Source organism: Enterococcus sp. DIV1208 (genome assembly GCF_050530455.1).
In the GTDB taxonomy this organism is placed as follows: domain Bacteria; phylum Bacillota; class Bacilli; order Lactobacillales; family Enterococcaceae; genus Enterococcus_B; species Enterococcus_B hirae.
Window position 1 is genome coordinate 1,342,146 of the sequence record NZ_CP172887.1, and the last position, 22,187, is coordinate 1,364,332.

Below are 22,187 nucleotides of genomic sequence, written 5' to 3' on the forward strand. Positions count from 1 at the left end.
TAAATGATTTAATTCACAAATTTTTCTTACTTTGCTTACCAACTTGTCTATTAAATGAAATCGGAGTGTGACTTATGGAAATAATCGCTTATTCCCCACTAAATCTTTTTTCTAATTTTCAAGAAGCAGCGAATGCTACACCAGATGTACCAATCATCTTTGACCAACCCTTAGCAGCTTTTCCGGAACTTGGTTTTAAAAGCACTTACAAAGATACCTGCCAACTCGTTTTGACTCGTGCCTATCAATTAGCTCATTTGGGTGTCGGACTTGGTGATAAGGTCATGATCTACAAAAGTTCAGCTTTTGATACTTATTTATTAGCTGTAGCAACAGCTTATCTTGGGGCGGTACCAGCAATGATCTCTTATCACTTCCCTACCCCCACTTTAGAAGTCTTTGTCGACCGTTTAGAAGATCCATTTATCCTTTTTGATGATGAAACGGCTGAACGAGTGGCTGGCATTTCAAATGGATCAAAAGAAAAACAAATTGCTGTTTCTAAACTATTGACTCAACCAGCAGAACCAGTGGCACAAAATCAATTGGGGAACGATGAAATTTCTTATATGACCCATACTTCAGGAACAACAGGTATTCCTAAATTGATTTGTCATTCTGCTCATTCAATGGGCTGGCGCACCAAATGGCAAAAAACTGTCTTTACTAAGATCGCAGAGAAAAAACTTGTGGCTTTCCATATCTCTCCTGTTCATTCTCGCTTCAATATTGGTATTTCTTCGTTAATGGCGATGGGCTTTCCAATGATGCCGTTAGCGGATGCTCAAGGGGAAAACGTTGTGGCCATGTTAAAAGAAAATCCACCGATTGCACTTGAAACACATCCAAACAACTTTGTTCAGTGGAGCTTTACAGCGAAAGAATATCCAGAAGCTTTTGCTGGTATTCGTTATTACCATTCCACTTTTGATGCGATCAACAACTCTACTATGGAAACATTCTTACGGACTTCTCCTAATCAAGAAGCTGTTTTCTTACAAGTTTATGGCCAAAGCGAATGCGGACCGATGATTTTAAAAGCTCATACATTAGAGAGTTTAAAAACGAGTAATGCGAGAGACATGGGTGTGGGACTTGGCGACTTAACCAAAGCGCGGATCGCAGATGAAAATGGGAACGTCTTACCTGCTAATACAGATGGACACATCCATTTATTGTCAAAAGGTCGTGCATTAACTTATTATAAAGAAGATGCTCGTTTCCAAGAAAATGTTTATGGTGCTTGGTGGGACAGCGGTGATTACGGCAGCATGGATGAACAGGGGCATTTGTTCTTAAAGGATCGTCAAGTGGATTTGATCGATACAATCAATAGCAATTTAGCGATCGAAGATTTCTTGTTAGACTCATTAGAATTTCTATCGGAAGTGGTCATCGTTCGTGATAAAAACAATGCGCCACAACCATTGATCGCTCTTGCTCCTAATCACGAAATGGACTGGGATCGTTGGTGGAAACAAGTGCATGAGTTACCTCGATTGAATACGCCGATTATCAGAGATTATGAAGATATCCCACGGACTGCGACAATGAAAGTCCGTCGACTACAAATTGAAAAAGAATTAAAAGCATAATAAAAAGAACACTGACGTTATCCTCTTACCTAGCAGGTATAACGTCAGTGTTCTCTTTTGTTTAAAAAATTTTCAGTTGTAAAAAATGTAGGAATAACAAAAAAAGATTCAATTTATTGATAATGATATCTAATGAAGTTGTTTATTTGAGTATGCATAGCTTAAAAATCAGGTTGTTTTCTTCTAGCTGTTAAGTTGCCAACAATACAGTGTACTTGTTTCATTCAGATGATAGATAAATTTTAGTGATCTAAAGACTACGCAAAATTGGATGACATAAAAATATGCCAATTGGCTGTTTTCTTTTCTAACAACTTTCGTTATACTCTTTTCGTGGAGGGAAAACAATGAGAAAAATACTTACAATTGGTGGTTCTGACCCTTTTGCCGGTGGAGGAATTCAATCCGATTTGAAAACTTTTGAGAATTTTCAACTTTTTGGAATGAGCGCGCTCACCTGTGTAGGCATGTTAGACGAAAACAACGCATTCCTCTTAGAAAATCTACCTGCTGAGTGGTTGGAACAGCAACTTGCTTCGATCCAGAAGATGACAGACTTAGCGGGTATCAAAATTGGCTTATTGCATTCTCTTGAAGCAATCATGATCGTCCGAGATTTTTTAAAAAAGCACCCTCAAATCCCAATCGTTCTTGATCCGGTTTTAGCTTTTAAAGAAACTACTTCATTAGCGAATCAACAGTATATTGAGTGCTTAGTGAAAGAACTCTTCCCCCTTGTTGATCTTGTCACGCCCAATCTTAAAGAAGCGGCTCTCCTTTCTGGAAAGAAAAAAATTTCAAGCATCAATGAAGTGATAGAGACAACCAAATTTATTCATACTTTAGGAAGCAAAGCGGTCGTTGTTAAAGGTGGCTCTGGGATCCATGGCGATGAAGCAATCGATGTTTTGTATAGTCATGACGGACTAACCACTTTTACAATGGAAAAATTAACACGATCAACGGTGAATGGCGCAGGATGTACCTTTTCTTCTGCTATTACAGCGAATCTCGTCCATGGCTATACGCTCCCACAAGCCATTCAACGAAGTAAAACTTACGTTTATCAATGTATTTTAAACGGTGTTGAAATGAATGATCAAACAGGCAGTGTCTGGTCTGGCGGTAACATCAAAGGAGGGATTTAATCGTTGAATACGAAACGAATGACAATTTATGCCATGCTGATCGCTTTAACAGTAGCATTATCTTTAACAATTTTAGTTCCAATACCAGCAACTAACGGCTTTGTCACGCTCTGCGAAGCTGGCATCTACACCACTGCTTTATTATTTGGTCCATTTGGTGGGTTCGTTGTCGGTGCCTCAAGTGGTTTATTCATCGATTTACTGTCAGGTTATCCGCAATGGGCCCTTTTTTCCTTATTGATCCATGGTTTGCAAGGATTGGTCAGTGGCTATTTTGCCGAAAAAACAAGAAAAGGTCGATTTGTCGGTCTTTTTATCGGTAGTTGTCTGATGATTAGTGGCTATTTTTTAGCAGGTTGGTTTTTATATGATTGGCCTGCGGGGGTAGCTTCTATTCCTGGAAATATTTTTCAAAATATTATAGGGGTTGGATTGGCTTTACCACTCACTCAAGCTCTAAAACGAACGAGAGTACAAAAAGAAAGTAAGTAATGAAAGGAAGAATAAAATGAGCATCACAGAAGAATCTTTAAAACAAGAATTAACCAAAATGGTCAACGAGGTATTAGCAGAAGCAAATTTAAAATCTGGCGATTTATTTGTATTAGGATGTAGTACCAGTGAAGTGGTCGGTGGACAAATTGGTAAAAACTCAAGTGCTCCAGTTGGACAGTGGATTATCCAAACGATTAGAGAAATATTGCAACCCTTAGGAGTCGCTTTAGCTGTTCAAGGATGTGAACACATTAATCGAGCCCTTGTCGTCGAACGCTCCGTAGCAGAGCAAAAACAATTTGAAATTGTTTCTGTTGTACCAGCCTTACACGCTGGTGGCGCTTGTTCAGTAGCAGCGTTTGACCAATTCGATGATCCAGTAGAAGTGGAACATGTGGTAGCGCAAGCTGGGATCGATATCGGTGATACTTCCATCGGTATGCATGTCAAACACGTTCAAGTACCTGTTCGACCAAGCAGTCAAACATTAGGAGCCGCGCATGTTACAGCTCTGCGTTCACGTCCAAAATACATTGGTGGTCCGCGAGCTGAGTATGAAGTGATTTAAAAGAATCAATTAACTGATAACCTACCTAATATTTATGTAAATGTTATTCTTTATTATAAAATATTCACTTATTATCTAATTTCTATAAAGGTACAGTCACCCAACTTCATACAGTATGTCAAAAAAGTTTGCCTTGGACTTCATTAGAAAGCTCAAGACAAACTTTTTTTAGTTTCTTTTTTTACTGGTTACAAATAATTTCGCTTCATAAGGATCAAGCTTACCCACTCGTTCAAATACACGTTCTTCTTGATTCGTGAGAAGTAATTCCCAAGGAACATCAACTTCATTCGGTAATGAATATTCCGCTACTTCACTCGTTAGATTGACTATAATCAGATAGTTTTTATCGGTAAATGATCGTTCATAGACATAGAGTTGGTCGTGTTCAGCGAGATATTCTTTGAATGAACCATAGATCAATCCTTGATTTTCACGACGGATGCGGATCATTTGTTTGTAGAAAGATAAGATCGACGAAGGATCGTTTTCTTGTTCTTCTACGTTAAGTGTATGATAGTTGGGATTTACCATCAGCCAAGGTTCGTTTGTTGAGAATCCGGCATATTTTTCTGATCCCCACTGCATAGGTGTTCGGCTATTGTCTCTTGTTGTATCAGCAACGATATCTATAGCTTCCTCAGGAGATTTTCCTTCTTCTAGCAATTGGTTATAAAGACGTCTTGAATCGACGGCATCGATTTGTTCGATGGCAGTAAACGGCATATTCGTCATACCGATTTCTTGTCCTTGATAAATAAATGGCGTGCCTTGCAGGAAAAAGTACATCATTGCGACTGCTTTTGCTGATTTTTGCCAATAATGTTCAGGATCACCAAAAAAAGAAACTGAACGAGGTGTATCATGATTTTCCATATAAAGTGCATTCCAACCCTTACCGTCTAAAGCGGTTTGCCAGGCACTTAACGCTCTTTTTAAATTGATAACATCAAGTTTTCCTTCTTTTTCGTGCTTCCAAATCGAGATATGGTCAAATTCAAAGATCATGTCAAAATACCCATCAGCGCCGACCCATTCTGGACCTTCTTCAGCCGACACCCCGCTAGCTTCGCCAACAGTCATAATGTCATAGTCATCAAAAACATCTTTTAATTCATTTAAGTGTTCATCGATCCCGGAAACATTTTGAAAAGGAGAAAAGGGGTTTTCAGTTGCTTTAACAGAATATTCATCTTTTTTCACATGGGAAATCGCATCTAAACGAAACCCATCGATCCCTTTATCTAACCACCAGCGAATCATAGAAAAAAGTTCATTTTTTAATTTCTCGCTTTCCCAATTCAAATCAGGCTGCTCTTTAGCAAAGACATGCAGATAATATTGTTTCGTCTGTTCATCATATGCCCAAGCTGAGCCACCAAAAATCGATTGCCAGTCATTCGGAGCGTTTTCAGGTGTTCCATCTACCCAGATATAGTAATCTCGGTAAGGATTATCCAGTGACTTCTTGGATTCAATAAACCACTCGTGTTGATCAGATGTATGATTGATGACTAGATCCATAATGATTTTGATTCCTTGTAGATGTGCTTCTGCCAGTAATTGATCAAATTCGGCCATTGTTCCAAATTTTTCTAAAATATTTTGGTAGTCACTAATATCGTAACCGTTATCAATAAAAGGTGAAGAATAAACTGGATTGATCCAAATAAAATCAATCCCTAATTGTTTTAAATAAGAAAGCTTTTCACGAATACCATTGAGATCCCCAATGCCGTCTCCATTACTATCCATAAAACTGGCAGGATAAATCTGGTATCCGACCGCTTCTTTCCACCAAGCTTTTGTTTGAGTCATTGTTTTCTTCCCTTCTCTTTTTCTCTATTATAAAACAATGCCACTATTTTTTGTTGATGTTACCGATAACATCGTTTTCTCTTTAACAGTTTCCTTTTTTGTTTCGTTATCTGGTTTGCAGAATGTCAGGATTTAACAGTCGATTAACGATCAAAAAGAGTCTGATAGATAAACTAAATGGTGTTTAACCATTCGCTACAATGCGTTCATAACCTCTTCCCGTTGTTCCAGCAGTCGCTCTAACAAAAAAACAAGCCGAAAATCCAAAAATAGGAACTATTTTCGAATTCTTCGGCTTGTTCTCAGAGCTAGGAACTTCTGTCACAATCTCTCTTAGTCGATGAATGGACTTATACGTGACTCCAGCTATTTTCAGCTATTTACAAATAGCGAGCAATCAATTGGATCAATTGCTGTGGTAACTCGTTGATGTCTGTCATATCAATGAAACGATTTTCCCCATATATCTCTTTGATTTCTTTTTGATCCTGTCCAATCGCAGCAGCCACAAAGATGACGCCTTGACGGTCATATTCAGACAGAACGCTTTGGATATCTTCCCTTGCCTTCTTCCCAGTATAGTCTGGCAAAGCTTTAGGCTGGCCATCACTAATCGAGATCAACAATTTAGTCGTGGCAGATTCTTGGCTTAGTTTGTTAGCGATTAGTCTCAGACTGGCACCATCACGATTGTTTTGTCGTGGTTTCATCGTCACTAACTTTTCATCTAACCATTGGAAATCATCACTAAATTCTTTATAAGAAAAAATTGAGGTCTTTTCTCTCGTTGAGACATCTGCTGTATCTCCATAAATCATTAAAGGAATATTTACACGTTTAGCAAATTCTGCGATGGCGATCGCTGCTTTTTTTGCTGCTTCGATTCGTTCATCTCGAATCATTGAACCAGATTCATCAATCCTTAAAGCCACTGCCAATGAAGGTTGTTCGTGGGGTGGATTTTTCTTATCAAAATAACCTAGGTCATTATAGGCCACACGACTCGCATTGAACCGTTGTCCTTCATATTTTCCTTTTTGATAAGTCGTTGATTCATCATTTTCCAACAAATCTAAAATTTGACGGCTTAATGTTTCAACGATCGGTAAAACTTGTTGTCTGATTTGTTCTGCTTCTTGTGCTTTGAGTTCAAATTTTGGTCGATGAACGATCAGTCCTTCTTTTTCGTGCATCGTCCCCTTCATTATTTGTCGTGCTTCTTTCGTTAACTCACGTTTGATTTCTTTGTCGTAAGCCTCCATATCAGAGGCAGACATTTTTTCTGAATTATCTTCTGCTTGTTGCTCCTGTTGCCCCTGACCTGAAACTTCTTGACTTCGTTCTTGTTCAAATGAAAAAGACTCTGCCTTTTTTTCCTCTTCAATCTCAGCATTCTCCACTGGTGGAGTTTCTTCTTCGATCTCAGGCGACTCATTTTCCATTAAAGACAACGTTTCTTCTGCTAGTTGATCGATATTACGTTCATCAGCTTCTTCATCGTTAAAGATTCTGCCTCGATTTCTTGAAGCTTCTTCTGAAAGACGTCCCCACTTTATTTGCCGTAATAATTCACGAAGTTCTTCAAGAAGCCCACTTTGTTCTAATGCTTGGGTTAATATCTCCAATTCTTCTGGAACAGTGGTCAATTTATAGAGAACTTTAGGATAAATCGATTGGAAAAGATCTTGCCCTTGTTTCCAAGTATTTGCCCAATAAAAGTAAGAACGCATACCAGCCACTCCCTTGATGGCATTCGCTTTGGCAGTATCATCTAATAAACGAATGATCTCCGCTAATTTCAAGAGCAGTTCAGGTTGTTGAATCTTTGTCTTACCTAAGGCTCGCTCAGCCATCACTTCAAGTGAAGGTAAATCCATCTTCTCAGCATGTTGCATCCGATCTCTCAAAGATTCATTCAACGGACGATTACCTTGGTAGTTCCGATTGGTTGTGATGATGATGACGCAATCTGGATGACGGACGACGACACCCGTGGGTAAATTCAATAATCCATTTGGCTCAAGAGCGGAATTTAAAGCAACTAATACGGAAGCATCACGGATCACCGTTGGCTCCTGGATTTCTAACAAATACCCCTTTTCGATCGCACGAACAATTTCAGAGGGATAATATTTATAGCGAACGTTACTATTTTCATTTTGTTCCATCCGCTTGATGAAATCAGCCAGTTTGGATTTAGCCATTTCTGTACTAAGATTATAATGATGTTTGATTAACCGTAAGACAGCCTCTAAAGTCTCTGTTTGGTTGATTGCATCAATCAATTCTTGATCTTCATCTACGTCAGACTCAACAATAGGCAATAGCGCACCAAAGACATCTGATTTATCCATATCCGCAAAACAAGTTATTTTCGTATAAGGAAGTTGTAAATCAGCCGAAAGAGCTTTAGCCAGTTGCGTTTTTCCTGACCCAGCATCCCCTTCAAGCAAGATGTTACTGATCTTCATTTCAGGATCATTCCAGTTTTCAAAGATTTCAGCTGCGATTCTTTGTTCTTCTTGACTGGTTCGATGACTCGTTGGCTTTTGCCAAATCATTTGTTTTTCAACACTTGAAAATTGACGGTCTTTTGTCAGTGAGAAATCTTCCAATGTACCTCACTCCTTTTTTCCTTAATACCCTAAATCATCTAATAGACGTTTCAAAATTCGGAAACGTTCTCCGATCAATTCGCCATCTTTTTGTAACGTGTCATAATAGAGCATAATATCTTCATCGATCTTAGGATTTTTGGTATCCACTTCAACCGTCATTCGATTTCCTTGAAGTCCAATAATATCGACAACTGGATTTTCAGGATCATAAAATTTTTCATAGCGATACGCATCTTGAAAATACAAACTCCCTTGCGCAGCTAAAATTGCTAGATCTAAGATCCGAGTGATTGGTAGTTCTTCCGATTGGCGTGACCATTTTTCACCCGTATGGCGCCATACCTTGCCTGAAATATCAACTTTTCCACGATCATTCCATTGTGCTAACCCTAAAGATAGTCCTTTAGCATCCGTATGCAAAGCATTTCTACCATCAACTTGATCATAGTCTTCAACGACAATAACAGGTTTGTGTTTTAAATTTGTTGGGATTTCCATCTAAATCCATCCTTTCTCTTTTAGTAAATTACTAACCTAGTGATTTACTCATTTACTAAACTTTTAAGGATTATACGCCTTATATAGAAAAAATGCAAAAAAAGCATCGTATCCCAATGAATGAGAGACGATGCTTGCATTGAATTGAATAATCTAAATTATTGCGCAGAGATGGCAAGCCCGATTGCTTTTTCTCCTAAGTGACTACCAATCACTGGACCAAAATGACCAATCTCAATGTCAGCATGCGGGTATTGCTTTTGTAATTTTTCTTTTTCTTGTATGGCAACTTCCAAATTATTTGCATGAATCACATAAAGTTTAACAGGTGGTGCAATTTCCTCATTTCGCATGCCGATGACTTTTTCGGCACGAGCGAAAGCTTTTTTACTTGAACGGATTTTTTCAAATAAAACGATTTTTCCTTCTGAAAAAGTCAAAATCGGTTTGATTTTAAGCAATCCACCTATCAATGCAGCCCCATTAGTCAAGCGTCCACCGCGTACTAAGTTGTTCAAGTCATCCACGATGAGATAAGCATACGTATTATCTCGAATACGATCGATATGTGCGATAATTTCTTCAAGAGATTGACCTTTTTGATTTAAATCTAGAGCAGCTTCTACCATGTGACCCATTGGCATACTCGTGATCTTAGAATCATAAGGAACGATTTTTACACCATCAATGTCGTTTTTCATAGCATGTAATGTGTTGACAAAGCCGGAGATCCCAGAGGATAAATGGATACTTAAGATGGTATCGTATCCTTTTCTTTTCAGTTCTTCGTAAAGCGCCAGTACTTCTCCAACTGCAGGTTGTGAAGTGGTCGGGAAGTCTTTGCTTTTATTTAAAAGCCCATAGTATTCGTCAGCTTCTATGTCTATTCCTTCATTGTAGATTTTCCCATCCAAAATGACAGGGATCGGAATAACGAACAAATCAGGATGATTTTGGATTCGTTCAGGCAAATAAGCCGTACTGTCAGTAACTACTGCAAGTTTCATTTATTTAATTTCCTCATTTCAAAGAATTTTACCAGTCTATTTAACTATATCATAAGAAAGATGACATTTGAACCTCTCACTCAAAAAGTGAGAGAAATAATCACGTCCCTCTCACTTTCTGTAGCTTTAAAAAATTATCATGAACTGGATGTTGTTCCTAATTTTTGGTTGAGTGATGCCGATGCTGGAAGTTTTTAAGTAATTGGAGCCCATTTCTGCCAAATTGAGCAAAAAGAAATGTCAGCCCACCTATTCCACCAAGGCCAACACAATAAACAACAGCATGGGCTTTCGACGTCATCGTCAATTGGAGGTTCAATAGGATAAATACAATCGAACAAAGAACCAGCATCAACAAGGTTGAGCGGAATGTTTTAAGAAAGAAAAATCTGATTTTAGCTAGAGGTGCGATTCGATACTCTTTACACATATAGAAATAACCTCTGATAAACACGATCGCAAAAGCCATTGTGTTTGAAAAACTCATACCATAACCGCCAAATAGTGCTAATCCAATCACTTGAAAGACAATTTTCAAAATAATCGCTTCAACGGTCAGCCGAATCGCAATCATATGATGGCTAAGTGATTGTAACATCGTCGAAAGAATCGTGAACAATGAAAAGAATAATGAAGCGAGTAAGGCAAATTGGAAATAGCCGACACTATCAGGATCATATCCAAAAAATAAGGTATACAATGGACCCGCCAATAATGACATCCCCGCAAGAGAAGGAAGTAAAATCAAGACAGCAATTGAAAAACTATCTCCTACTGTCTTTTCAATTTGCAAACGATCTTTTTTTCTCAAAGTACTTAAAATCGGCAAACTGCTGATTGCGACTGTACCAACCATAGAAATCAAGATCAATGTCAACTTGTTGGGATTAACTGACGCTCGACTAAATAAAAATTCCAATTGTTGATTCGTGATTTCAGGTCTGAAAAAATGCAACAACGGCTTCATCGTCACTTGGTCAATCATTTGCACGATGGTAATAACAGATCCCACAAAGATGAAAGGTAAAGTTTCACGAATGATCGATACCGACTCTGCCCGATTTTCATGCTTGAAATAACGACTAGAGATCAAGAAATCTTTTAATTTGAAATAATCATTTTTTATTCCAACGAAATACATATGGATAATTGCTGCTAACCCACCAAAGAAGGATGCCACTGTACTGATCAGAACAGCTTCTAAAATCGTTCCATCGGTCAAGACGCGTAAATAAAACGTTCCTGCTAAAATGACCAGGACACGAACCGCTTGTTCAATGATTAGTGAGGTCCCATAAGGTCTCAGATTGTTTTTCCCTTGAAAATAACCTCTCATTGCACTAAGAACTGGAATGGCGATCAATGACGGACACAAACTACGAATTGCTAAGATCCCATTATTTACATTTGCAATTGGGCTGATTCCTGCAAGCATCGGGGCAAAAAGATACATCAGCACAGCAGAAATGATCCCAATGACAAACATGATATTGATGGTACTGCGAAAAATCGTTCGACAGCCCTGTTCATCATTTTCTTTCGTTGCTACAGCGACTTTTTTAGCAATCGCATTAGGAAACCCAACTGTTCCCAGCATCAGGAACAAGCCATAAGGTAAATAACCTACATTGTATAAAGTGGTCGCTAACATTCCTTCTTGATTGTTCCCCATCATACTTAGCCATGGGATCAAGTAAACAACACCTAATACCTTACAAAGCAAATTAGCAAAGGTTAACCAAAATGTTCCTTGCATCAATTTTTTATTCATTAAATTTTCCTCAACTATCTATATTTAAATCAATACCTTTCCCATTATAGCAAAAATTCAAAGAAGGACAAATCATCCTTAAAATTTTAATAAAAAAGGCAAAAAAAAAGCCATTCTCTAAAACTAAGAGAAGGCAAAATTTTGGAACTGTTTAAAACATCGACAGCAAAAATACCGAAGCAAGTCCAGTTACTACTGATAATGCCATAGAATGAGTTTTATACGCCACGCCAACTACGAGAACCATAGCTAAGATTTTGATATTCCAAGCAATGGCTAAATGTTCATGGGTAATAAAGACATCCTTGAATGCTAAAGCTGCGAATAGCGCAACAGGCACATATTTCATCCATTCACTAAACCATGAAGGGACTTTCCGATGGGTAAAATAGAGCATCGGGAATAGTCGTGGCACATAAGCCACCACGAATAAACTAAGTACTAAAAGAATAAGATACGTCTTAGTCATGATGTTGACTCTCCTGTTCTGGGAAGTTGAATAGTGGTTCATTGACATGTTTGCCACGGTTTTTTAATCGTTTTAATTTTTTTGCCTTCTCTTTTTTGAAAGCTTTCTCTAAAGCAAACCCTGCAAAAGAGGCGATCACCGTCGCAGCAATTAAACCTAATGTATTTTGGAACATGACCATGAAAGTAACGCCTAATACACCAGAAAACAATCCTGTAAAAATGAGCAGCTTATTTTTCATTTGCATGACAAACATGAAGATAAACATCGCAGTCAGTGCAAAGTGAACGAGATCAGCATCTACATGGATAACAGAACCAAACATGTTTCCAATCATGTTACTACCTGTCCAAGAAGCCATCGAAAACCAATTTACATATAAAGCTTTACGCTTATTCCATGTAGGATCAGTTGAATATTTAAGATAATTAACCGCATAATTTTCATCATTTAACGATTGTGAAAATACCGCCAAGAATAGTCTCTTTTCTTTCTTCATAAAACCTGAAAGACTCGACCCTAACAATGTGTAACGTAATTCCAAGAAAAATACCATCAAAAGTGTCGTTGCAAAAGATGCTTGAGTTGTTAGCATCGAAGCAACTAAAAATTGCGCTCCACCCGAAAATACTAATATGGACAACAGACCGGTTAAGATTGGATCAAAACCCACTTTTTGCAACAAGACACCACAAGCTAACCCAACTGGTATATAACTTAAGCAAAGTGGCATTACTGCGTGCAAAGCCTGAAGCCATGGCGCACTTTTCTTTTTATTCATCAAAATGTCTCCTTCAATTACAACAAATAAACAGCGGACTCATTGTAACATAAAAAAACGAAATTGTAGCCGTTTTATCTAAAAACAATATTATATTTTTCTCATTTTAAGCTTGAATATTGAAATTTTAAATCATAAACAAGTTATTTTTATGCAACATAAAAGCATTTTTTGCTGAAGAATCAGCATGGTCATCTTCGATAATTAGGGTCATATTTATCAGTTTCAATATAAATATAAACTTTTTTATCATTTAAAGACTGACGAATCGTTTCTTCAATGTTATTGATGATTGCATACGATTCATTCTCTGGGTGATCAAAGATATCAATTTTAGCAGCTACCAATACCTCAGTTGGGCTCAGATGAACGGTCTTTACATCGATCAAACGAGAGACTTCCGGACGCTCAAAGGCTTGCTTGATTTTAATCAAGTCACTCGTTGTCACACTTTCACCAACAATCAAACTATAAAATTCTTTTGCTAAGAAAATGGCAGCTCCCATCAACAATAATCCGATCAATAGGCCGCTAATCGCATCAAACGCCGCAATTCCTGTTACCATCGTCAAGACTGTTCCTAATAAAGCAAGAATGAGTCCGATCACGGCACAAAAATCTTCAGTAAAGATGATCAAAATTTCACTGTGACGACTTTCTCTCAAAAATTTCATCAATGATAATTTTTCGGTATTCAACTCATGGATTTCTTTCATAGCGATACGTAATGACGTTCCTTCAATGGCTAATCCAAAAATTAAAATAATGATAACGATCAATGAGTTATCAACTTCATGCGCAGGATGGGTCAATTTTTCAAAAGCTTCCATGACTCCCAAAGCTCCCCCACCAAAAAAGAGCATGGTTGCCACAATTGTGCTAAAAAAATATTTTGCTCTTCCTTCGCCAAATTGGTGTAACTCGCTTTGCCCTCTATTCGCTCGTTTATCCCCAAAAAGCAATAGAATTTGGTTGCTGCAATCGACGATACTATGAATACTTTCATTCAGCATTGCCGCACTTCCACTAATGGCATAACCGACAAATTTACTGATTGCAACTAAAATATTCGCACCTAATGCAGCAATCACAGAGAACATCCCGCTCTTTTTAAAATTTTCCATCTTATTTCCTTCTTTCTTTTCTTCTCAACAGTTTCTCAGTTAACTATCTCTCGGAAGAACCGTGTGATCTATTGCCTGCAGACGGAACAAAAAACATGCGACAATCTCTCTAAGGATTGCCACACGTTTATATCCTGTCTAAGCCTTTCGAACCATCAAAGGAACCAAAAATTCGTAATTGATAAAGAAATCAATCACTGATCGATGGTACTCCCCAGAAGAAACTTCAAGCATTGTTTGGTTTTTCTGATTTTTGGAAATGATCATGGATTGTCCTTTATCTAATAGAACTTGGTATTTTTCTTCTCCAATTTTTTCAAAATCATATTGAGGATTTTTCATCGCTACGATAAAGATGTCATCTAGTACCTGGTCAGTCAATTCAAATTGACTTTGAAGATTCAGATGTAACGGTTGGGTGTTATCTAGTAAAGTTTGCTTGACTAAAAAACCTAAGTGACGTGCATGAGCTAATATTTGGTTGAACTTATGATTGAAAATAGTCAGTTGACCAGCAGAGAATACCCGTTCAACAGACCAATAACGAATCAAAGATAACACACGGTCATCCTGAACCGTGATTTCCATCGTTTCTGGTGAAACTTCCAATAAGTTGAGTGATTCCACTTGGTATCGTTGATCAATCGTCGGAAGAACAAAAGAAAATACTAATTGATTGGAATCATTCAAACGATAGTTGATCGAAAAATGTCGTGTTTCCCAAGTATCATAAGTGGTATTAGAGAATTTCAACCCAATATCATTTAAAGGTTTTAGCAACTCATAAGTAAAGTATTCGATCAAACTTGTCTTACCAATCGGAGAAATAGGTTCTGCTTTTAAGATATAGCGTTCAAAAGCATCTAATAATTGTGAAAAGTCCGATTCAAGTAGATATTTCCGTAAGCGTAAATCCGCTAATTCTGCCTCTGCTGTTTCAATCAAAAGAACAATGTCTTGATGGTCTTTTTCTTTTGTTTCTAAATAGACTTGATTTTCCCTCGCTTCATGCGGATGACTGGATTCAATTGCCTCTAATTGTTCAGAAGTGACCTGTTCATTTTCATCAAGCAAATCATCTTCAGAAGCAGAGTGATTGCTGGAGTTTTCAGGATCTGTTTCTATTGCTTCTTCCGTCACAGTCGTTTCTGCTAACGATTGTGCTTCCAGCTCTTCATTTTTTTCTAACTCTTCATGCTCATTCATTACTCTACCCCTCCCTCTTGCATCGATACTTCTGGGTTTTTATGTGGGTCAACATTTCCTAAGTAATTCATTAGGAAATGATGGATGGCTTGACTGAACCCTTCTATCCCACCGAAGTAGCGATTGATTTGTCGTTGTTCTTTTTCAACGATCGCTGCACGTAATTGATTCGCTTTTGCTTCGTTAAGTAAAGCAGCTTTTTGATTTTGGATTTTTTCAGGTGCTTCAAGATAAGGCATCCAGCCTAATTTTTCATTCGATAATGCTTGTTTTTGTTTTTTTAGTTCTTGGATTTCTTCATCAATTTTTTTACGATTTAAGAATCCTTTAGTGTCATCCAGATCAGAGATTTGGCGATCCACTTCTTTTAATTCTTCATCCAGACGATCAATCTCGGCTTTTGCAGTGATGACTTTAGCATCAAGTTCGTTAATTTGTTGACTGTAGTCATCCGGTTCCTGGTTTGCATAGGTGCCCCACTCTTCGTCAATTTGGGGCAAAACGAAAATTTCCGGTAGACTAGCATCGATGCCAATTGTTGGCCTTTCGTGATAATACGTACCGATCTTGTAATAACTCATCGTAGGAGAAATATTTTCGACTAGCTCCATAAATGGAAATTCTTGAATAAAGCGATCATGAATTTTCCGCATTAATAGCTGATCGATTTCATGGTTTTCATTCGAACTTTTTTTCAATTCCTCATTTAAATGACCATTATACAGTTGATAGATTTCTGGAATGTTTTCTTCACGAACAGCTCTTTCAAATGCTTGTAAATCCTCTAACAGTTGAGATAGATTCGTGCTAGCTTTTTCTTTGATATCAAAAAAAGTAGTGTCATCTTCTTGCTGAATGATGATTTCTTCGTTATTTTCTTGTGGTGTTTCTTTCATTTTGATTACCTCCTCACAGTTATCCACTTTCTTGGACAGAAGCACAATAGGTTGAGTTTACTTACTATTGAATTGATAATTTAATAGTACCATTTTATAGAAAAAAATGTTACAAAGGGCTTCCTCCTCTATGTATCTTTTAATCAATATTCATTGATTATCCACCGTTTTGATAAGGTCTGATTATTGTACTTTCACTATTGAATAATCTTACGTATCGAGAGTAAAACAAAAGAGTGGAAAGAGGATTGAAGCGACCTCCAAAAGTTAGATTCTAACTTTTGGGGGTTACTACAGATCCCCCCACTCTTTTTCACTCAGTAATTTTCTTATTTTTGAGGCAGATCTCTGGTTGTGAAGTGAATGCGCAGATTTTCATCACGAGATAATAGTGTTTCTTCATTCAAATAAGTAAACTTCATCTCTTCTAAATCAGTATTTTCGAGCATTTTTTCATAACCGGTAAAAATCGAACGGATATATTGTTTATATGCGTTTTTCTTTTTCTGTCTTTTTTTCATGTGACACCTTCCTTACCAAAACTATCATACCAATGAATTTAAGATGAAACAAGCCAGATTTGAGATTTTATCTGTTGTTTTAATCCGGTGTTAGTTACTAGTTGACGAAAATCAAAAAAAATGAAAAAATGCTTTAGTACTTAAGGAGGGAATCTCGTGAAAAAAATCGGTTTTGATTCAGAGAAATATATCGAAGAACAATCAGCATATATCCTTGAACGAGTGAATCACTATGACAAATTATATTTAGAATTTGGAGGCAAATTGGTCGATGATAAGCATGCCAAACGTGTTTTGCCTGGCTTTGAAGAAGATGCAAAAATCAAATTGTTACAAAAATTAAAAGATCAAGCAGAAATCTTGATTTGCGTCTACGCTGGAGACATTGAACGTAATAAAATTCGTGGGGATTATGGTATCACTTATGACATGGATATTTTACGCTTGATCGACGAAATGCGTGGCTACGGATTATCTATCAATAGTGTCGTCATTACTCGTTACAATGGTCAGCCAGCTACGAATGTCTTCGTCAATAAATTAGAAAGACGTAATATCAAAGTCTACAAACATTCAGAAATTGAAGATTATCCAATTAATGTTGAAAAAATCGTTTCTGAAAACGGCTTTGGCAAAAATGAATATATTGAGACCAGTAAGCCAATCGTTGTTGTTACTGCTCCTGGACCTGGTAGTGGCAAACTAGCAACATGTTTGAATCAGCTTTATCATGAAAGCCAAAAAGGACAATCAGCAGGTTATTCAAAATTTGAGACCTTCCCTGTTTGGAATGTCCCATTGAAACATCCACTAAACATTGCCTATGAAGCTGCCACTGTGGATTTAAAAGATGTCAATATGATCGATTCCTTCCATTATGATGCCTATGGCAAGGTTGCTGTAAACTATAATCGAGATGTTGAAACCTTTCCAGTAATCAAACGGATCATTGAAAAAATCACTGGTAAAGAATCAATCTATCAATCCCCTACCGATATGGGTGTGAATCGTGTGGGATTCGGAATCGTTGATGATGAAGTTGTGCAAGAAGCTTCTCGACAAGAAATCATCCGCCGCTATTTCCAAACAGAGTGTGATTTCAAAAAAGGATTGATTGATGAGGAAACAGTAAATCGAATTAAATTGATCATGGAAGAAGTAGGTCTTCAACCTGAAGACCGTCAAGTGGTATTGCCTGCTCATGAGTATGCAAAAACTGTTCAAAATGACAGCAACGATCCTTCTGCGGTGATCGCGATCCAATTACCCGATGAAGTGATCATTACAGGACGCACCAGTTCTTTAATGAATGCTTCTGCTGCCGTCATTTTAAATGCGATCAAACATTTAGCACATATCTCAGATAATATTCCATTGTTGTCGCCGCTTGTTCTAGAACGGATTCAAGGGATGAAGTCTGCCGCACTGCATTCTTCCGTTGATACATTGAGCCTAAATGAAGTACTGATTGTTCTTTCGATCAGTGCGGTAACCAATCCTATCGCTCAAGTAGCTTATGACAAACTTGCTGAATTAGATGGTGCTCAAGCTCACTCGACAGTCATCGTCAATAAAAATGATGAACAAACGTTGAAACAATTAGGTATTGATATCACAAGTGCTCCCTTCTATCCATCGGAAAATTTATTTTATCAATAAGCATTGTTTTTTTATGAACAAATAGCTGAATAAACTCTTAAAAGATTTTATTTAAATTGCACCTGAAAAAGTGCAACTGATAATCTTTTAAGAGTTTTATTTTGTTGTATCCGTTTCAATTGAAATGTATGCGTTTCAGTCTAAAAAAGCGATGATAATCTTAGCAAAAAATTAGTATTTTAACGATAAAACGTGTAAAATTAAACGGAATTTTGATTAGGAGTGATAGTTTGAGTCAGATTTTAGGAATTATTGGATTACTTTTTATTTTTAGCCTTGCTTTTTTGATTAGTACCAACAAGAAAGCCATCAAAGTAAAACCTTTACTATTGATGATCGTATTGCAATTTATTTTTGGTTTTATTTTGTTACGAACGACTTTTGGTACAGCAGTCGTTTCCATGTTAGCGAAAGTATTCGATCATTTACTAGCGTTTGCAGGTGAAGGAGTCAATTTTGTTTTTGCTGGGGTAGCCAATAAAGGCAGTGCGCCGTTTTTCTTAAATGTTTTGATGCCGATTGTTTTTATTTCTGCAATCATCGGGATTTTGCGTTATATCAAGATCTTGCCATTATTCATGAAGGCAGTTGGATTGGGTTTAAGTAAAATCAATGGTATGGGGAAATTAGAATCTTACAACGGTGTTGCTTCAGCAATACTAGGTCAATCTGAAGTTTTTATTTCAATAAAAAAAGAATTGCCTTTCTTATCTGAAAAACGTTTATTTACCATGAGCGTTTCTGCCATGTCGACTGTTTCGATGTCGATCGTAGGTTCTTATATGGCGTTGATCGATTCTAAATATGTAATTACTGCGCTGGTATTGAACTTATTCGGTGGGTATATCTTGGCCTCCATCGTTAATCCCTATGAATTAGAAGAAAAAGAAGATGAGTTGATCATTGAAGAAAACAAAGAACAAACTTTCTTCCAAATGCTTGGAGAATATATTCTTGACGGCTTTCATGTAGCGATTACAGTTGCTGCTATGTTGATTGGATTCGTTGCTCTTATTGCTATGATCAATGCCATTTTTAGTGGAATCTTTGGGATCTCTTTCCAAGAAATTCTTGGTTATATCTTTGCTCCACTAGCATTTATCAGCGGGATTCCTTGGAAAGAAGCTGTGGATGCGGGTAGTATCATGGCGACGAAACTTGTGACAAATGAATTTGTTGCGATGACAGAACTAGCCACTGGGAACCTGCATTTTACTGAACGTACAACAGCTATTTTATCTGTCTTTTTAGTATCTTTTGCTAACTTCTCTTCCATTGGAATCATTTCGGGTGCTATGAAAGGTCTAAATGAAGAAAAAGGAAACTTAGTTGCGAAACATGGATTAAAAATCTTATTGACTGCCACATTAGTCAGCTTTTTAAGTGCGATCGTCACTGGTTTATTAGTCTAAATGATTAAATTTAATTGAATTGTATATTTAAAACACTCTCTTTGCTCTTTAGACGATTTTCTAAAGACTCAAGAGAGTGTTTTTTATAAGACAAAATTTATTGTCGTCCACCTGGAATATCTATGCGAAAAGAACAATTGCTAAAAGAAACTTTCTCGTGTATCGTTTAATAAAGGAAATAAAGATTTGAAGGAGATTCATGATGAACAAATGTTATGTATTTATTGGTCCTTCTGGTTCAGGAAAAACCTCCATTGCTAATGCTCTTTTTGAACCAAAAGAAAAAATTGTCACTTCGACGACTCGTCCTCCTCGAAAAGGTGAAACCGATCAAAAAGATTACTATTTTCTCTCTGAAGACAAATTTGAGCAGTTGATCACTGAACAGGCATTTGTGGAATGGGATGAATATGCGGGACATAAATATGGTTCAACTAAGAGGGAGATTGCTCAAAAGTTGAAAAATGGTGATTGTTATACAATTTTAACAGCTGCTGGTGTTTGGGCACTCTTCCATGCATTTGGGGAACAGATCCAACCAGTATTTGTGACTATCGCTAAAAACAAATTGAAGCAGCGTTTAGAACAACGTGGAGATGCTCCGGATCAAATCAAAAAAAGGCTCGCTCTTTTTGAGCAAGACACGAAGAAATTAGATGAGTTAAAAAAACGACCAAACCTCATTGTTTTAGCAAATAATGAAGGGTTAGAAGCCACCAAAAACCAATTTAAGCGACAAATAAAAATGCTCAAAGAATGATCTTATTTTGATAAACAGGATTGATTAGCAAAAAAATCTCTCACTAGCTTCAAAACATAAACTAGTGAGGGGAATCAAACCAATTTTTGTCGTTCTGTATGTCCAATACCACAAATCAGCGAATGTAGTTCCTCTATTTTAGAATACATGCGTAACCAATTAGTCGGCTGATCTAATAATAAACTGAGCAGTTCTAAATGATGGACCAATGTCCATTTTTTCAATACACCTAAACCAGGAAATTTTTTTTGTTGTTTCAAAGAAAGCAGGGCTAATATACCCGTTGTAATCAACAGTTGATCTTGGTTCCTCAATACCCACTGTTGCATTTTTTCAACAGCTTCAAAAAACTTTAGTGCTTGATCCTTAGCTGAATCGTTCGTATCAGAAATAAAATGTATTACTCTGAGATTACCATATGCATCAACATAGGTCAGATGAAGTGCCAATGCCCGACTAGGAAAGCCTTTATCAAAATAGCGACTTCCTTCAATCGTAAAATCTGAAAAGCCATGATTCCCCTCTTCTTTAAAAAACAAATAGTCGTCGCTAAAAAAATCATCTATTTTTTCGCTATAATCTTCTTCGTGTTTTCTTGGTTTAAAGGCTTCTTTTATGATGATTTTGTTTTCTGGTAACCAGATATGGAACCGACTATGGTCTGGTAACAAAAAATGAGTATCCATTTTTGAAAGTTCTTTCCATATTTTTGGATCACGCGGCTGATGTTGTCCATCAAAAATGATCAATTTAGGTGGTTGCTCCATGATCTGTTGGTAATTATCGGACGTGATGATCATTGCATGTTGAATGGAACTATTTTCTTTTTCTTCCCATAAATGTAAATGTTCATCAAAAAGTTTGAACTGACCCACTTGGGGATTATCGATGATGATCAGCGGGTGATTTACTTTTTGGAATAACTCGACAACGTTTTTAAAGGTAGCTGAATCACGAACTGGTTCGATGATGGGAACCACCTTTTTAGATAATAGATTCTGTTGAATCATTTCTTTTAATGCTAAAAGATCAAACTGTTTCCCTCTCAAATAAGGATAGTACATACTTATTCACTCCAATGGCTCTGTTGGCAAGCGTCTAACTTGCTGCTTTTGTCGCAGATTCTCATAATCTTGCTGTAAAGCGTTGATTTCTGCTTGTAAATCTTGGATCGCTTGATTTTCTGTTTCCTCAATAAATCGTTCATAATAACGCTCTTTGGCAAATGGATCTTGAGAATCTGAACGTTTTTTTAATTCTTTATACAACTGATCAGTTGGAAAATATTTGACGCCTCGTTCCATTTGTTTGGCTTTTCTTACTTCTCTAAATAATGAAGCCATAAAACGGTTGAGCAGCGCCTCTTCTGCCACTGCTAACGGTTGCTTCATTGCTTTTTTAGCAATAATGAATGTGCCAGAAGCTGGCATCTCTTCTGCTATCCCGTAAGGTCGATAAACTAAAACACCGATACCAGTGGGGATTTCAGCTTTGACTTCATCAAAAAGTTTTTGAGGTAATACAAAATAATTGTAATTCCCGACAAACGATAATTTTGCAGTGGAACGAAAGTCCGCTTTTGATACTTTCAACTCATAGCAACGCCACTCTCTTGTACCATCAAACTTTGTGAGACAACTTAACGTATCCACGATACCATGGTCGTCAGGCATGGTCACCTCTTCTACGACAATGCCCCCTTGTTCGATACAGTATTGATAAAGAGAAGTTTCCATCTCGATCGTTAAAGGAGTTTTCAATCCCTCCACCTCCGAACATATTTTCGCCTACCCATTCTACCTTAGATCCAACAAAAAATCTATCGTTAATTATTATTTGAA

At 37.2% G+C, this 22,187-nt stretch carries 20 protein-coding genes; 7 read left to right on the forward strand and 13 right to left on the reverse strand.

The window, feature by feature from the left end:
• Positions 1–74: 74 nt before the first annotated feature.
• The 4 genes from IGK91_RS06225 to IGK91_RS06240 all read left to right on the forward strand — a co-directional run bounded on the left by IGK91_RS06225 (position 75) and on the right by IGK91_RS06240 (position 3,806).
• Positions 75–1,595, forward strand: coding sequence for an AMP-binding protein (locus IGK91_RS06225; RefSeq protein ID WP_081122756.1), 1,521 nt, complete (start codon positions 75–77; stop codon positions 1,593–1,595).
• 347 nt (positions 1,596–1,942) lie between these two features.
• Entirely contained in the window at positions 1,943–2,743 is an 801-nt protein-coding gene (locus IGK91_RS06230; protein ID WP_081122755.1) for a hydroxymethylpyrimidine/phosphomethylpyrimidine kinase, read from the forward strand.
• Between the two features lie 3 nt (positions 2,744–2,746).
• Entirely contained in the window at positions 2,747–3,235 is a 489-nt protein-coding gene (locus IGK91_RS06235; RefSeq protein ID WP_430605345.1) for an ECF transporter S component, read from the forward strand.
• 16 nt (positions 3,236–3,251) lie between these two features.
• Complete coding sequence (locus IGK91_RS06240; protein ID WP_034697955.1) at positions 3,252–3,806, forward strand: TIGR01440 family protein; 555 nt, start codon at positions 3,252–3,254, stop codon at positions 3,804–3,806.
• A gap of 168 nt (positions 3,807–3,974) precedes the next feature.
• On the opposite strand, the gene IGK91_RS06245 is transcribed toward IGK91_RS06240, so the two are convergent.
• The 11 genes from IGK91_RS06245 to IGK91_RS06295 all read right to left on the reverse strand — a co-directional run bounded on the left by IGK91_RS06245 (position 3,975) and on the right by IGK91_RS06295 (position 16,515).
• Complete coding sequence (locus IGK91_RS06245) at positions 3,975–5,624, reverse strand: glycoside hydrolase family 13 protein (protein ID WP_010737575.1); 1,650 nt, start codon at positions 5,622–5,624, stop codon at positions 3,975–3,977.
• 380 nt (positions 5,625–6,004) lie between these two features.
• On the reverse strand, positions 6,005–8,239 hold the full coding sequence (locus tag IGK91_RS06250) for an AAA family ATPase (protein ID WP_081122753.1): 2,235 nt from the start codon (positions 8,237–8,239) through the stop codon (positions 6,005–6,007).
• Positions 8,240–8,260: 21 nt separating this feature from the next.
• On the reverse strand, positions 8,261–8,740 hold the full coding sequence (locus tag IGK91_RS06255) for a DUF6530 family protein (protein ID WP_010719161.1): 480 nt from the start codon (positions 8,738–8,740) through the stop codon (positions 8,261–8,263).
• 158 nt (positions 8,741–8,898) lie between these two features.
• Positions 8,899–9,747, reverse strand: a complete 849-nt coding sequence (locus IGK91_RS06260) for a DegV family protein (RefSeq protein ID WP_010719160.1) — start codon at positions 9,745–9,747, stop codon at positions 8,899–8,901.
• A gap of 157 nt (positions 9,748–9,904) precedes the next feature.
• Entirely contained in the window at positions 9,905–11,518 is a 1,614-nt protein-coding gene (locus IGK91_RS06265) for a polysaccharide biosynthesis protein (protein ID WP_010737578.1), read from the reverse strand.
• Positions 11,519–11,669: 151 nt separating this feature from the next.
• Positions 11,670–11,987 carry an AzlD domain-containing protein gene (locus tag IGK91_RS06270; RefSeq protein WP_010737579.1) on the reverse strand — a complete coding sequence of 106 codons (318 nt, stop codon included), beginning with the start codon at positions 11,985–11,987 and terminating at the stop codon, positions 11,670–11,672.
• Entirely contained in the window at positions 11,980–12,768 is a 789-nt protein-coding gene (locus tag IGK91_RS06275; protein WP_010719157.1) for an AzlC family ABC transporter permease, read from the reverse strand. Before IGK91_RS06275 ends, IGK91_RS06270 begins: the two co-directional genes overlap by 8 nt.
• Positions 12,769–12,959: 191 nt before the next feature.
• The gene (locus IGK91_RS06280; RefSeq protein WP_010737580.1) at positions 12,960–13,892 is read right to left on the reverse strand and encodes a cation diffusion facilitator family transporter; all 933 of its coding nucleotides are present in this window, start codon (positions 13,890–13,892) and stop codon (positions 12,960–12,962) included.
• Between the two features lie 138 nt (positions 13,893–14,030).
• Positions 14,031–15,098 carry a hypothetical protein gene (locus tag IGK91_RS06285; protein ID WP_010737581.1) on the reverse strand — a complete coding sequence of 356 codons (1,068 nt, stop codon included), beginning with the start codon at positions 15,096–15,098 and terminating at the stop codon, positions 14,031–14,033.
• On the reverse strand, positions 15,098–15,994 hold the full coding sequence (locus IGK91_RS06290) for a viral A-type inclusion protein (RefSeq protein ID WP_081122750.1): 897 nt from the start codon (positions 15,992–15,994) through the stop codon (positions 15,098–15,100). Before IGK91_RS06290 ends, IGK91_RS06285 begins: the two co-directional genes overlap by 1 nt.
• A gap of 329 nt (positions 15,995–16,323) precedes the next feature.
• Entirely contained in the window at positions 16,324–16,515 is a 192-nt protein-coding gene (locus IGK91_RS06295; protein WP_081122749.1) for a hypothetical protein, read from the reverse strand.
• Positions 16,516–16,671: 156 nt separating this feature from the next.
• On the opposite strand from IGK91_RS06295, the gene IGK91_RS06300 reads away from it, so the two are divergent.
• The 3 genes from IGK91_RS06300 (at position 16,672) to IGK91_RS06310 (ending at position 20,346) form a co-directional block, all read left to right on the forward strand.
• Positions 16,672–18,174 (forward strand): DUF1846 domain-containing protein, encoded by a 1,503-nt coding sequence (locus IGK91_RS06300; RefSeq protein WP_081122747.1) that lies wholly within the window; start codon positions 16,672–16,674, stop codon positions 18,172–18,174.
• A 230-nt stretch (positions 18,175–18,404) separates the two neighbouring features.
• Positions 18,405–19,586, forward strand: a complete 1,182-nt coding sequence (locus tag IGK91_RS06305) for a NupC/NupG family nucleoside CNT transporter (RefSeq protein WP_010719151.1) — start codon at positions 18,405–18,407, stop codon at positions 19,584–19,586.
• 202 nt (positions 19,587–19,788) lie between these two features.
• On the forward strand, positions 19,789–20,346 hold the full coding sequence (locus IGK91_RS06310; protein ID WP_181934261.1) for a guanylate kinase: 558 nt from the start codon (positions 19,789–19,791) through the stop codon (positions 20,344–20,346).
• Positions 20,347–20,420: 74 nt separating this feature from the next.
• On the opposite strand, the gene IGK91_RS06315 is transcribed toward IGK91_RS06310, so the two are convergent.
• Together IGK91_RS06315 and IGK91_RS06320 are read right to left on the reverse strand one after the other, a co-directional pair.
• Positions 20,421–21,410, reverse strand: a complete 990-nt coding sequence (locus tag IGK91_RS06315) for a sce7725 family protein (RefSeq protein ID WP_081122745.1) — start codon at positions 21,408–21,410, stop codon at positions 20,421–20,423.
• 6 nt (positions 21,411–21,416) lie between these two features.
• Positions 21,417–22,106 (reverse strand): hypothetical protein, encoded by a 690-nt coding sequence (locus IGK91_RS06320; RefSeq protein WP_081122744.1) that lies wholly within the window; start codon positions 22,104–22,106, stop codon positions 21,417–21,419.
• Between the last annotated feature and the right edge of the window lie 81 nt (positions 22,107–22,187).

What these genes read in the sequence shown, in the direction of transcription:
- IGK91_RS06225 (WP_081122756.1), top strand. Translation starts at nt 75, where the DNA reads ATGGAAATAATCGCTTATTCCCCACTAAATCTTTTTTCTAATTTTCAA.
- IGK91_RS06230 (WP_081122755.1), top strand. Translation starts at nt 1,943, where the DNA reads ATGAGAAAAATACTTACAATTGGTGGTTCTGACCCTTTTGCCGGTGGA.
- IGK91_RS06240 (WP_034697955.1), top strand. Translation starts at nt 3,252, where the DNA reads ATGAGCATCACAGAAGAATCTTTAAAACAAGAATTAACCAAAATGGTC.
- IGK91_RS06245 (WP_010737575.1), bottom strand. Translation starts at nt 5,624, where the DNA reads ATGACTCAAACAAAAGCTTGGTGGAAAGAAGCGGTCGGATACCAGATT.
- IGK91_RS06255 (WP_010719161.1), bottom strand. Translation starts at nt 8,740, where the DNA reads ATGGAAATCCCAACAAATTTAAAACACAAACCTGTTATTGTCGTTGAA.
- IGK91_RS06260 (WP_010719160.1), bottom strand. Translation starts at nt 9,747, where the DNA reads ATGAAACTTGCAGTAGTTACTGACAGTACGGCTTATTTGCCTGAACGA.
- IGK91_RS06265 (WP_010737578.1), bottom strand. Translation starts at nt 11,518, where the DNA reads ATGAATAAAAAATTGATGCAAGGAACATTTTGGTTAACCTTTGCTAAT.
- IGK91_RS06270 (WP_010737579.1), bottom strand. Translation starts at nt 11,987, where the DNA reads ATGACTAAGACGTATCTTATTCTTTTAGTACTTAGTTTATTCGTGGTG.
- IGK91_RS06275 (WP_010719157.1), bottom strand. Translation starts at nt 12,768, where the DNA reads ATGAATAAAAAGAAAAGTGCGCCATGGCTTCAGGCTTTGCACGCAGTA.
- IGK91_RS06280 (WP_010737580.1), bottom strand. Translation starts at nt 13,892, where the DNA reads ATGGAAAATTTTAAAAAGAGCGGGATGTTCTCTGTGATTGCTGCATTA.
- IGK91_RS06285 (WP_010737581.1), bottom strand. Translation starts at nt 15,098, where the DNA reads ATGAATGAGCATGAAGAGTTAGAAAAAAATGAAGAGCTGGAAGCACAA.
- IGK91_RS06290 (WP_081122750.1), bottom strand. Translation starts at nt 15,994, where the DNA reads ATGAAAGAAACACCACAAGAAAATAACGAAGAAATCATCATTCAGCAA.
- IGK91_RS06295 (WP_081122749.1), bottom strand. Translation starts at nt 16,515, where the DNA reads ATGAAAAAAAGACAGAAAAAGAAAAACGCATATAAACAATATATCCGT.
- IGK91_RS06310 (WP_181934261.1), top strand. Translation starts at nt 19,789, where the DNA reads ATGAACAAATGTTATGTATTTATTGGTCCTTCTGGTTCAGGAAAAACC.
- IGK91_RS06315 (WP_081122745.1), bottom strand. Translation starts at nt 21,410, where the DNA reads ATGTACTATCCTTATTTGAGAGGGAAACAGTTTGATCTTTTAGCATTA.